We start from the raw sequence: 13,693 nt of genomic DNA, 5'->3' as shown, positions 1-13,693 counted from the left end.
TTTATTTATTATATCATAATAATAAAAAACACTTGTGTCGAAAAACGAGTTCAGACTGTCGACAAAATAAAATATGAAAAAAATAATATGAAAAAATCCTTGAAAATTCCCGAAAAAAACATGAATAGAATTGAATATATTGGAATTCAAAAATAAAACGAATGAAAACTCGAAGATTGCCTGAAAAAATTATGAATGGAGGTTTCCAAAATCACATGGACGTGATTTTGAGTGAAGCCGAGCATGGATGCGAGTCTGAACGGAAACCGAGAATGATTAATTTTTTCAGATTAGCAATCAAGCGTTTGAATGAGTTTTATTTTGATTCCAATTTTGAAAATACTTTGTATTTAATTTTGAGTTTGTTTGCAAACTAAAACACCTGCGCTTGAGCGCAGGTGTTTTTAAAAGTATATTTTAATATTTAAGGAGATTGAGTTTAATTCTTCCATTGATTTTAAAGAATGATCATCACCTTCAGCATAAGCATATTTTAATTGCATTGATGGTTCAAAATTGTCTATTCCAGAATAAGTAATTTTTAAATTTGTCATATATCCTGGTTTGTATTCACCATTAATTTTTGAAAAAGCTGCTAATCCTAAACCTTCTATTGAGATATTTGAATATTTAGCTTTAATATATACATCTCCGCCAAATGAAATATGATCTTTTAATTCTTCAGTTGGTAATCCATTAAATCCTTCTATTCCTAAAGTAAAGTCTTCACCTTTTGTATATTCTATACCTCCAATTACTTTTACATAATATTTATCAAATATTTCTACTTCAGTTGAATCTTTTGTTAAAATTGTTTCTGTTGGTTTTGAAGTATTTGGAACATAATAATTGGTATTTACTGTTACATAATTTTTCTCTGGCATAATAAATGCTGCTTCACCATGATAACTAATTGAATCAAAGAAATTTGAAATGCCTTGAACATCTAAAGTAACAGAATTTCTTGCTGGTCTATACATTACTGTATTTGAAATGCCTGTTCCGTCATCAGAATAATTTATATTTATTTCTTCTGGAACCATGAAATGATAATGATCATGTACAAATCCCATTTTTAAATCGTATCCTAAAACATTGAAAGACACTTTTGCTGCATAATTCATATTTTTTACATTTAATTCATCTATATCTGTTGCTTCAGCAGTTATTATATTTACTTCATAAGTTGAAGGTAATGTCATTAATGTTTGACCGGCATATACTTGATAAATTTGTTCTTCTGTCAAACCAGCGTTTTTTAATGATTCCGGATCTGCTAACATCGCAGTTATTGTATTTTGATCTAATCCAGCGTTTGTTAATTGAGCTATAAGATCTTCAGTTGCTTTTTCAACTTCTTTTTTGCTTTCAGTAAATTGATAAGTCAGTGTTGCTGCATTTTCCAAAATGATATTTTCATTTATAGTTTTTGGATATAATACAAAATCAGGTATATTATCATATGTTTCTGGAATTACTGTTAAATCATATACATAATCACCCAAATAACCATTTATATTAATTCCTTCTACTGGCAATGTTTTATAATTTTCAAATGGATTTAATCCATCATGTGCACTTAACAAAACTGAAGGGCTGTATAATGTAGAACTACCATTATTTAAAATAAATCTTCCAAATCTTACAGTTGCTTCATCAAAATATATATCAGCATATGCTTCATTTAAAACATATAACATCCATGGCACATTAGGTTTTATTAAATACATTTTTGAAGGTAAAAATATTGAATAATTACTACTATCAAAATCAAAATTTGTTTTTCCATTTTTTAATTTAAATAAATCAAGAGATAATTTATAATACAATGTATCTAAAGAATTTTCAAAAGTTATATTTGTTTTTAAACCACTTATTGTAGTTGATGCATCTTCAGAAAAATTATATCCATAAAAATATTGCAAATCACCGTTAAAACCGAAAATTACAAGTGTCGATAATATCATTAAGATTAATAATAGTCTTTCTTTCATCTTTTACACCCCCATCATTTATATTTCAATACTGGTTTTGATATATTTCTTCTATCAAAGAATTTCTTTGTAATTGGAATATCAAATTCTACTTCCTTTATTTCCAGAATTGTTGAATGGTTTTCTTCTAAATTGTTTAATTCAATAGTTGTTGCTAAAATATGACCATCAAAATCTTTTTCATCTTTAAAATTCATTATCTTAATTAACTTATTTTCATGATTATAAAATTCAATTTTTTCAAATAACATATGATCCTTTTTTATTGTCATAACTATTCTTCCATAATCATTGTCTTTTTCATGTGGAATAACTTCAACAACATATTCTTTATCTGTTTCTTTTATTAAATTAGCATCATAATCATCAGTTTGTTCGTTATACAATAAAGAGATATCGTTATATTTAAAATCTGATCCCACAAATTTTCCGTTCTTTGCTCCACCAGAAATCCTCTTTGTCTTTCTATATGCTGGCATATATAAATATATTTCATCATCAGATAAAGTCAATAATGTAATTTTTTTAACTTCTGATGGTTTGTTGAATCTTACTAAAGCCAATGAATCATCACCTGAATGCATTAAATACATATCAAATTCTCTTTCCCTTATATCTCCATTTGAATCTTTTAATTTCATTATTATCAAAGATTTTTCTGTTTTAAAGTTATCATGTGCATCCTTTACATTATCAAGTACTTCCTGACCTGTAATAGCAAATACAAAAGAAGTTAAAATCAATACAACTGTCATTAATACTGCCTTTCTTTTCATGCTTTCACCCTCCTACTTTTTAATTTTCTTTTTATAACTGATTCTTTGGAAAATTTAGTTAATAATTTGTCAGTTAACATAGTCATTAAAACAGGGAATATAGTTAAAGTTAAAAATGGCGCTACAATCATTGCTGTTGCTGTTAAAATACCAAATTGCTTAAGCATTCCTATTTCAGAAAAGATAAATGTTGCGAAACCTAAGATAACTGCCAATGAATTGATTAATATTGCTCTTCCTGATGTGGCAGAAGTTCTTATAGCTGCCTTAAATTTGTCTTTATTTTCTCTATATTCCTTTTTAAATCTTGATAAATAATGAATTGTATAATCAATACCAGTACCTATAGTGATGGATGCTATAGTAACAGTTGCTGCATTTAATGAAATACCTGTTAATCCCATTATTCCAAAGTTTACAATAATTGTTAATGTTATTGGAATTAATGCTAATAATCCTAAAATTATTGAATGCATTTGAATTGCAAACAATATGAATACCATCGCATAAGCTAACAACATACTTTCTTTTTGATTATCAAAAACCATATCGTTAACCTTATTTGTTAAAACAGGAATTCCAGTTACTCTAACTTCAAGAACATTATTCCCACCTTCCACAGGAACCTGTTCATCATTCACATATTGAGCTAATTCATCTAATGCTTTTTCTGATAAATTTATATTTAAAGAAGACAATTTGTTTTTTGCATAATCAGCTCTTATATTTGGTTCGTAATCGTATAAAAAATACTCATAATATTCAGAAATATAATCTTCAACTTTTCCACCATTAACTAAGTTTAAAAATGTTTCATAATCAATGTTATCTTCATCATTGTATTTAAGATAATCATTGAACATGTTAAATAAAGATTTTTTATCTAAATTTGATACAAGTTCTTCAATATCTTTTGATTTAGCTTCTATCATTGTATTTAAAATATCTTCATTGTAATGACCATTTCTCGAAATAACAAATTGTTTTATTTCTTTACCATACACTTTTATATGCTCTGGATTTTCTATATCAAAATCTTCTACTTTGTATTCTTTTATAATATTCTTGTCAATATATTCCTTCAATGCTTTTTCTAAAACCTTTACATCGCTAAAACTTTTTGTATTTACCATAATCTGAGAAATTGCTTCATTTTTTTCTGGTGATAATATTTTATCTATTCCTTCACTACCTTCAATTAACATATAGTTTTGTTCCATTGCATAATTAGAACCGGGAACATATTCATGACCTGTAAATCCTTCTGTTAAATTCGCTACAACATCACCTATATTAGTAATCTGAGATACTACAGAATATTTTTTTGCAAACAACGAAATATCTCTTATTGTTCTATTAAAGTAAAAATCTCTAAATGTATTATCTTTTTTTGCGAGAAAATCTATAAAAATATAATCATTTCCACCAAAATTCTTTCTCAAAAATTTAGAACCTTGAACCATATGAGTTTTTTCGCTCATAAAGTTTTCAATTTGCATATCAGATTTAATTTTTGGTATAAAGAAAGTTGTTGATAATATTAAAACTAAAATAATTGATAACGTAATTGCTCTATGATGAATTATTTTACTTGTAAAAGTTTTTAATAAATGACTTTCACCTTCTTCTGAAAGATTAGCATTTGATTTAGGTTGAAAAATCATTAACATAGCAGGTACAAAAACTGTAGCCATTAATAAAGCTAAAGCTATTCCTAATGATGTAAAAATACCTAACTGCCATACAGGAGTCAAATCAGCTGTTAATAATGATAAAAATCCAGCTATAGTAGTTAAAGCGCTTAATACTACCGCTGTACCAACATGTTTTAATGTTTCATTAACTGCATCTGCTGCAGAGATCCCTCTATGTAATTCTTCATAATATTTACTAATAATATGAATGGAATATGCTGTTCCTATACCAACTACAGCTATTGGCACTGCTGATGTTGTAATATTAAAATTAATACCTAAAAGATACATTATTCCAACAGTCCATATATCTGCTATTAACACAGAGATAATAGGTAAAATTACTCCGGCTATATTTTTATAACTAAAGTAAAGAACAAGCATAACAAGAATCAATACAATAGGAATTAATTTTAATAAATTATCTTTTACTATTTCTTCAATTTCTCTATTTGCGATCGCTGTCCCGAAAATGTAATAATCAACATTTGCGTCTTTAAATACATTTTTAACCATTAATCCAGCGGATTTTTCTTCTACATCTTTCTTTAATCCTATGGCAAACAATACACTTTTTCCATCTTCTGAAATAAATTTACCTTTTATCATATCATCATTTAATAACTCATTTTTCAATTTCTCAAAGTCATATGAATCATCTGTTGAAAAATCATAACTGGATTTCAAATTTCCAACAGATATATCTCCGTCTTCTGTAACGCTAATTCTTGGGGCATTGACTGGTGAAATAACATTATCCACTACATTTAATTTTTTTAATTTTTCTGTCAATGCATTTATTTCACCAAAATGTTTATATGCATTATCAAACTTTACACCTGTAAGTATAATTCCGTTTAATCCGAATTCATCTGCAACTTCATCATATATCTTTTTGTCTGGATCATTCTTGGGAACATAACTTGCTATATTATCTTTAACACTAACTTTTGCTGCATAGAAGCCAAAAAATACTGTAAGTAGCGATATTAATATAACGATAAATATCGAACTCTTCTTGTTTATTTTCATACTCTCCCTCCTTTGGTGGCAAATGTTAAATACTTATTTCGACATATACTTTACTCCTCGATTGTTTCATTATTGTTTAAAAATAAAGAAAATTTTGGTGGCAAATAATTAAGTCTTGATTAATGTGGTAAAATATAAAATGAAGGGGTGAGTTTATGAATATCGAAGAATTGAAAAATGATATAGAAGCAGAGAATTTTTTAATTGATATTGGTGTATTAAAAATAAATAAAGTTTGTCCGTATTGCGGTAGTACAGAAGTTTATTCAATTAGAAGAAATCATTTTAAGTGCAAGAGTTGCAGAAGAGAATGGTCTAAATATAATGGTACAATTTTTAAGGATATAAGAATAAAACCTTTAAAATTCTTAAAAATAATTCACGAACTTTCAAAAGGAAGGTTAATAAAAAGAATTTCTGAAGATTTGGAAGTTTCATATAATACAGTTTTAAAAATTAAAAATTTGATTTTAAAACGACTATTAAAAAAAGTTTTTGATATTGATGAACTTAAATCATTGTTTTCTGTGGGTATAAAACTAACTGAAAACGGAATAAATTTAAATTATATAGAAAATTTCGATATAAATGAATTATCGACTTTGAAAAACGAAAAAATTGGAAGACTTTATATTTTCAAAAATTACAATAATTATGATTTATATATAGTATTTTCAGAAAAAATTATTAAACCATTTGAAAAAAACTCAATCAAATTAAATTTAAACACAGCAAGAAAAGAATTACGTTATTTATTAAAAAATTTCTCAGAAAAAGTCTTTAATGGAAAGATTTCAAACATTGAAACTTTGCTATTTACATTAACTCATAGTCACTTAATCCATGAAGAAGGCGAAGAAAGGATTTTTTATATTTTTTTAGAAATACTCAAAAATTAAAAAACAAGATAAAAAATTACCCCCTCATTAACCGAGGGGATAATTTTTTAATGTTGTAAGAAAACCAAATAATATACAAAGGCTAAAGCAAGGAACCAGTTGAACCAATGTATTTCCTTTCCTTTTCCAGAAAAAACCTTAACTAATGGATATACTACCAAACCAAGAGCAATACCATTAGCAATAGAATATGTAAGAGGCATCATTATAATTGTAATAAATGCTGGAACTGCTTCTGTTGTATCTTCCCACTTTATATTAACTAAATTTTTAAGCATTAAAGACCCAACAAAAATCAATGCCGGAGCCGTTGCTGCTGCAGGAATCGTCAACCCTAATGGTGAGAAGAAAAGCATTAACAACATTAAAACAGCTACTGTTACAGAAGTCAAACCAGTTCTTCCACCCTGGGCAATACCAGTTTCACTTTCAATGTATGTAGTAACTGTAGATGTTCCAAATAAAGCACCAACAGTAGTTCCAATAGCATCTGCCATATATGCTCTGTTTGATCTTGGAAAATCACTTTCCCCTTTTTTAATAAAACCAGCACTTTGAGCCAAACCTGTTAATGTTCCTAATGTATCAAAGAAGTCAACAAAGAAAAATGTTAAAACTACAACCCAGAATGATCCGGTTATTAAATCTCCCCAGGTAAGTTGCATTTTAAGAAAAGTAGGAGCAATACTTGGTATCTTACCTATAATACCCTGATAATGAGTAACCCCAAATACCGGAAAGGCCCCTATAATTGTTGTTAAAATAATACCTAACAAAATTGACCCAGGAACTCTTAAAGCAAATAATACAGCTGTTAAAATTAATCCTATAATTGCTAATAGAGAATCCGGCTTTGTTAAATCGCCTAATCCAACAAATGTTGCGGGATTAGATACTATAATGTTAGCACTCTTTAAGCCAATAAATGCAATAAACAAACCAATACCAGCACTTGTTGCAAATTTTATGTTTTGAGGTATTACTCTTACCACAAATGTTCTTGCTCCAGATGCGGTTAATATAATAAAAATAATACCTTCAACAAAAATTGCTCCTAAAGCTATCTGCCATGGAATACCCATTTTAAGGACTACTGTGTATGTGAAATATGCATTCAAACCCATACCTGGTGCTAATGCAAATGGATAATTAGCATAAAGCCCCATTACTAAAGTAGCTGTTGCAGCACCAAAAATAGTTGCCACCATCAAAGCACCAAAATATTGTGCATACACTGATGTTTCTGGGCCTGCACCAGGTGCCATCGCCGTTACCAAAATGCTTGGGTTAACAAATAATATATATGCCATACTCAAAAAAATAGTTAACCCAGCTAAAATCTCAGTGGTTACTGTTGTTCCATTCTCCTTTAACTTGAAAAACTTTTCCACCCCTTAACACCTCCTGAGTTATATAATTATAAAAAAACCTTAACAATATTGTATAGTTATTTGTTTGCTAAATTTTTTCTATAGTTTTAAAATAAAGTAAACTTTAATCGTATATTCATATTACATATAAAATAAAAAAACCTCTCAGGAAGAGAGGTGCGATTATTGTTAAAATCCACAACTCTCTTCCTATAGTCAAACAGTTTACGGCTGTTTGGTAGAAACTCCCGAGCCATATTCCCAGGATTATATAGGAAGAGTTCACTTATTTACTTTTCAAATCTAAAATACTAAATAATTAATAAAACAGAATTAAGTAATTGAAAAAATAATGTTAATTCACTTTTTTTAATTCTTTTATTTTTTTGCTTTCAATATTTCTATTTTTAATCTCCATTTTTTTATATTCAGTATATATTTTATCAAATTCAATATGATACTTTTTAAATATTTCTAATACTTCAGGATCAAAAATTGACGGTTTTGTTTTAAAATCTCCATATACTATGATATTATATGCTTCCTTATGATCATATTCATCTTTATATGGCCTTTCACTTCTCAGAGCATCATAAATATCCGCAAGAGCTACTATTCTGGCTTCAATAGGAATTTCTTCACCAGATAATCCAAACGGATATCCACTTCCATCATAATTTTCATGATGATACATAGCAATATTTTTAGCCATTATAAAGCGCTCATCATTTCCAAATATTTTGTCTGCATATATTGTATGCTTTTTCATTTCTTCATATTCATCCCTGGTTAAACCACCAGGTTTATTTAAAATTTCATGCTTAATCATCAATTTTCCTATATCATGCAAAGGGGCATATGCTTCTATATCATTAACAAATTTAGAGTCATATCCCATTTTCTCCGCTATTAATCTGGAATATTTTGCTACCCTTTCAATATGATTACCAGTTATCTCATCATATTTTTCAGCAATAGCTGATAAATGCGCTGAAAATTTCCTATACGAATCTTCCAAATCATTATATGCTTTTTCAACCTGTAAATATAAATCTTCAAGCTCCTTATTTGTTGCTTCCAACTCTTCTGTAGAAGCACTAATTTCATCAAACAGCTCTAACATCTCTTTTATTGAAAGAAACTCCACTTCCTTTAATTCTTTTAACTCTTCAAAATAAAAATTTTCATTTTTTATAGGATTTAAAACTTCCTGAAAATCATTTTCTGATACATTTAAAAAACTTTGTCTGTCTAATATTCTTAATTCTTTCAAAAAATTTTCCATGCTCTTTATTATTTCAGAAAACTCGATATCAAACCTATTCATAAATTTCAAACTATTTTTTCTTGAAATAAAATTCCATATTATTATTAAAAACATAAACATAGAAATAATAAAATTATACAATAGCTGATTTGTTATATCTAAAAAAGTCGTTAATATTAAATTATTCCATTTTGAGGATGTATTTATATAAATTCTATTTTTAAATAATATTATTTTGTTTATTTGATTTAATTTATATCTTGAGTAAATAACATTTCCTTTTTCATCCTCTATGGTTAAAAAATAATTGGAATCTGTCTCAAATTCTGGTTTTTTTAACTGCCCAACCAAATAACTTTCATTAAATTTACCACCTATATACAAATGAGAAATATTGTCTGGAAATTTACTTTTAAAAATAAAAATACCTGTATGATTTTTCAATAATTGATTATAAAAAACTGTATTTGAAATATCTGAATTTATACTAAAATTAGATGGCAATGTTTTTCTTATATTTCCATTTTTATTTATTACAAAAAATTTTGATATGTCAATATCCTCCAATAATTTTTCATCATTTATAATACTAATATATTTTAAATGATAGTAATAGTGATTCATAATATCATTAAAATTATTTAAATTAATTTTAGAAACAGATTTTAATGTAGAGTTAATATTTAAGAAAGTTAAAGACCACAATACTAATATAATTAAAATAAAAATCATATTTTGTATTGTGGAATTTTTTATATGTTTTTTTATCAACTCGCCATATCTCATTTTATGACCTCTCAATATAAAATTTTATTTATTAACTTAAAATTAATATATCAGTTGATTAATTAATTTCAACTTTCCCGAAAGATTATATCACAATTAATTTTATTTCTCAAGAAATTTTTCCCCTTAAAACTCAATTTTATGTTTAAATATTTTTAAGATAATTAATATTCACTCTCATTATATTTTTCGATGTTTTTGTCAAAAAACCTTAATTATTTGATATAATAATTATAACAAATTTAAAGGGGGATTTTATGCTTAAAAAAAAGATTAAAGAAATTTTAGATAAATATAGTCTTAAATATGATAAAAAAAGAATTAAAAATATCGAAAATATAATTGGTTATTTTAAAAATATGTCATATGACGAATTAGAAAATATAATCCTGGAAAATTATACAATAGGTGAATCATATTTTTTTAGAGATAAAGAATTATGGGATAGTTTAAAAAAATATTTGTCTTTAAATAAAAAGGATAAATATAACATATTAAGTTTAGGATGTTCCAGAGGTGAAGAAGTATACACTCTATCTTTTGTTCTTAACGACATTAAAAATATTGAATATAAAATTACAGGTGTAGATGCTTCTTTTGAAAGAATTAAACAGGCTAAAGAGGGTAAATATAAGTATTGGAGTATTAGAAAATTATCTCAAATAGAAATTAATAAATATTTTGAAAAAAAGGATGATTATTATTTTGTTAAAGAAAAATATAAAAAGAATATTAATTTTGAAGTAAGTGATATTGGAAAATACATAAAAAGAGATATTAAATATGATATAATATTTTTAAGGAGAGTTTTAATATATTTTACAGAAATACAGATAAATTCTATTTTAAAAAATATAAAAAATATACTTAATAATGAAGGTTTATTGATTTTAGGACATGGAGAATTTTATCCTTACATTACAGAATTGTTTGAATTTGAGACAATAAATAATGTTGTATTATGGAAAAAAACAAGTAGTATAAATAAAAATATTAGTCATAAACTGCAAAATTTTAAAACATTTAGAAAAAGTGTATTAAAAGAGAATACTAATTTAAAGAAGCCTATAGAATCTAATAAAAAGAAAAAATTAATAGAATCGATGGCTAATATTTCCGAAGAAGAATATTTAGAGATAATAGAGAACCTAATATCAGAAAAAAACTATATATTTGCATATAATTTAATCAAAAAAATAGCCGATAAATCTTTAAATTATCTAATATGGAAATATAAAGCTTTTTTAGAAATTCAATTAAATTTAGATTATAAAGATTCGCTGAATAAAGCAATTTTTCTAAATCCAGATGATGAAGAACTATGGAATATGAAAAATTATGGGAGATGAGAGGATGAAATACTATATTTGTGAAATTGTCGATAATAATAATAATGAATCTATAAAAATAGCTTTGGAAGATGAAATAATAGGAGTATCTTCAGAGTTTATAAAAAAGAATATAGAAGGAAATTTTTTGGGATATGTTAAATTTAAAGATCATTTATATCCAGCTCTCACTTTGCCTGAAAAAAAAGAATTTATATTAAAAATATTTTTAATATATAAATCTTTTGCGTTTGGAGTTACTAATATAATAAAGAATGAAAAAATAGATAAAATTGAAAAATTTAATAAGGAAACATTAGAATTATTTCCTCATTTAAAAATATTCTCAGGATATTTTGAATATAATAATGAGGAGATTTTTATTTTTAATATTGATAAAGTTTATGATGAAATTCCTGAGAATATTGTTGTTAAAACTCCAAGTAAAAAGAAAGAGGAAAAAGAACATGTTATTAAACCTAATGCATATGTAATTGATAACAAGATATCAATATTAAAAAATGATATTATAAGTATTATTGATACTAGTGGATTTTGTCCGTTTAAATCAGATGAATATGATGGATTTGTTGAATATAAAAATAAAATTTATAATGTAAAGAAAACATCTGATAATCCAAAATGGATTGTAATAAGTAAAAAAATGGCATTATTAAGTGAAAAGATTGAATTCGAATATGGTGAAATTTTTGATTCAGAAGATAAAAAAGTATTAAAATTTAAAGATAAAACTTTACCTATTTTGGAGTGATATTATGGAATTTATGGATATTTATTTTGCTGAAATGGAAGAAAAGCTAAATGAGGCCATAGATTTGATGAAAAAATATCTTCAGTTACATGATCCTGTAATTGTTAAGGATTTATATAGAATTTATCATACTTTAAAAGGTTCTGCAGGGTTAGTTGGATTACCTAAAATTGGAGAGTTTATGCATAAATTAGAATCAGCTTTTAAAGAAAAGCTGAATGAAGATTTAGACGAAGAATTTATTGCTAGAGTTATAAAAATTTCTACAGAAATAATAAATAAGAAGAATGATTTAACTGATGAAGAAGTAAATTATTTTGAATCTATTTTAAATGGAGAAATCAGTTTAAAAGAAGGCACTGTAGGTAATATAGAATCAGAAAAGATATCTGTCGAATTATTAGAAAAATTTTATGAAAGAATATTAAAGTTAGAAAATAATTTAATAAATAAGAATTATACAATTGCTTTAAAAGAAGCAAAAAATTTGAGATTTTATACTCAAAATTTAATTGAAGAAAATAAATTTATATCTATATATAATATAATAAAAAGTTTTGAGAATTTAGTTTTTCAAGAGGCAGTTTTTAATAAGAAAAAAGTAAATTTAAATATAGAAGTTGAAAATACTAAGATAGAAAAAGATGATGCAGAAAGTCTTAAAGATGTTTTGGTTCATTTAATAAAAAATTCTATTGCACATGGCATAGAATCACCCAAAGAAAGAAAAGAAAAAGGGAAAAATGAAGTTGGTAATATATCAGTAAAAAGTTATATTAAAAATGATTTTATATATTTAGAAGTAATTGATGATGGTAAAGGTATAGATTTAGAAAAAGTTAAAGAAAAAGCGGAAAAATTAGGTTATTCTAATGTTGATCCATTAGAGGTTATTTTTTACTCAGGTTTTTCTACTAAAGATAGTGCAGATCAATCATCAGGTAGAGGAGTTGGGCTTGATTCTGTAAAAGCATTTGCGGAAGCAAAAGGTGGTTTTGTGAAATTAGAAACTACAAAAGATAAAGGTTCAAAGTTTATAATTTCCTTTAAAACAAAAATAACCTCTAAAAAGGTATTGGTTATAAAAAGAAGTGATAATATATTCTCTGTAGATTCAAATGATATAAAAGAAGTTATTAATAAAATAGAAGTAATTGATGGGAAAATAAATTATGGAAATAAACTGTTGGATATAATAGATTATGGAAATGGAACAATTAAGTTTGCTGTTATAACGAAAAATAATAGAGCTATTATTGCAGATGAAATTATAGGCCATTTTGAAGCGTTTATTTCTCCATATAATTTTAATGAAATCGTGGGATTTGCTAAAAATATTTTTTCATTTCCAATTCCTATTATTTCTCCAGAAAAAGCATTGTCTAAAGAAGAAAATATTGATATTAACAAGAAAACTGTTTTAGTATTAGATGATTCTGTACTCACAAGATTCGTTATATCTAGGATGATAAAAAACAATGGATATAATGTTATCGAAGCTGAAACAGGGGAAGAAGCTATTAAGAAAAAGGGGTATGATGTAGCTATTGTAGATGTTGAGCTTCCAGGAATAAATGGTTATGAAGTTGTAAAGCATATAAAAAAAGAAAATAAGGATATACCTGTTATAATGCTTTCTACTAAATCATCTACAGAAGATATTAAAAAAGGTCTTGATTCTGGAGCTAATGCATATGTAGTTAAAGGAGAAAATACAGAAAAAATATTAAATCTTTTGAATAAATTTTTAAGGGGATGATATTATTTTAAAAGTA

9 protein-coding genes and 1 riboswitch are annotated in these 13,693 nt (G+C 25.8%); of the genes, 4 read left to right on the top strand and 5 right to left on the bottom strand.

Annotated elements, in window-relative coordinates; all coding sequences use genetic code 11:
- Window positions 1-404 precede the first annotated feature (404 nt).
- The 3 genes from JRV97_RS08525 to JRV97_RS08515 are packed head-to-tail and all read right to left on the bottom strand — an operon-like array spanning window position 405 to window position 5,496.
- A complete protein-coding gene (locus JRV97_RS08525; protein WP_280998044.1) occupies window positions 405-1,994 on the bottom strand; it encodes a hypothetical protein in 1,590 nt (529 codons plus the stop codon).
- Window positions 1,995-2,008: 14 nt separating this feature from the next.
- The gene (locus tag JRV97_RS08520) at window positions 2,009-2,770 is read right to left on the bottom strand and encodes an outer membrane lipoprotein-sorting protein (protein ID WP_280998042.1); all 762 of its coding nucleotides are present in this window, start codon (window positions 2,768-2,770) and stop codon (window positions 2,009-2,011) included.
- On the bottom strand, window positions 2,767-5,496 hold the full coding sequence (locus tag JRV97_RS08515; protein WP_280998040.1) for an efflux RND transporter permease subunit: 2,730 nt from the start codon (window positions 5,494-5,496) through the stop codon (window positions 2,767-2,769). Before JRV97_RS08515 ends, JRV97_RS08520 begins: the two co-directional genes overlap by 4 nt.
- Before the next feature lie 155 nt (window positions 5,497-5,651).
- Between JRV97_RS08515 and JRV97_RS08510 the strand changes: the two genes are divergently transcribed.
- A complete protein-coding gene (locus tag JRV97_RS08510) occupies window positions 5,652-6,395 on the top strand; it encodes a transposase (protein WP_280998038.1) in 744 nt (247 codons plus the stop codon).
- A gap of 47 nt (window positions 6,396-6,442) precedes the next feature.
- Here the strand turns inward: JRV97_RS08510 and JRV97_RS08505 are convergent, their stop codons facing one another.
- Both JRV97_RS08505 and JRV97_RS08500 read right to left on the bottom strand, forming a co-directional pair.
- Window positions 6,443-7,786, bottom strand: coding sequence for an NCS2 family permease (locus JRV97_RS08505; protein ID WP_280998036.1), 1,344 nt, complete (start codon window positions 7,784-7,786; stop codon window positions 6,443-6,445).
- Window positions 7,787-7,958: 172 nt separating this feature from the next.
- Window positions 7,959-8,060, bottom strand: a riboswitch (purine riboswitch).
- Window positions 8,061-8,120: 60 nt separating this feature from the next.
- On the bottom strand, window positions 8,121-9,818 hold the full coding sequence (locus JRV97_RS08500; protein WP_280998034.1) for an HD-GYP domain-containing protein: 1,698 nt from the start codon (window positions 9,816-9,818) through the stop codon (window positions 8,121-8,123).
- Window positions 9,819-10,075: 257 nt separating this feature from the next.
- Between JRV97_RS08500 and JRV97_RS08495 the strand changes: the two genes are divergently transcribed.
- Genes JRV97_RS08495 through JRV97_RS08485 form a run of 3 tightly spaced genes read left to right on the top strand, consistent with a single transcriptional unit; the run spans window position 10,076 to window position 13,677 of the window.
- Window positions 10,076-11,167: a CheR family methyltransferase gene (locus tag JRV97_RS08495; RefSeq protein WP_280998032.1), complete on the top strand. Its 1,092-nt coding sequence runs from the start codon at window positions 10,076-10,078 to the stop codon at window positions 11,165-11,167.
- 4 nt (window positions 11,168-11,171) lie between these two features.
- Window positions 11,172-11,918 carry a hypothetical protein gene (locus JRV97_RS08490; RefSeq protein WP_280998030.1) on the top strand — a complete coding sequence of 249 codons (747 nt, stop codon included), beginning with the start codon at window positions 11,172-11,174 and terminating at the stop codon, window positions 11,916-11,918.
- A 4-nt stretch (window positions 11,919-11,922) separates the two neighbouring features.
- Window positions 11,923-13,677 (top strand): response regulator, encoded by a 1,755-nt coding sequence (locus JRV97_RS08485; RefSeq protein ID WP_280998028.1) that lies wholly within the window; start codon window positions 11,923-11,925, stop codon window positions 13,675-13,677.
- Window positions 13,678-13,693: the final 16 nt, after the last annotated feature.

Source organism: Marinitoga aeolica, assembly GCF_029910535.1.
In the GTDB taxonomy this organism is placed as follows: Bacteria; Thermotogota; Thermotogae; order Petrotogales; family Petrotogaceae; genus Marinitoga; species Marinitoga aeolica.
This window is presented reverse-complemented; position numbering and strand designations above follow the sequence as displayed.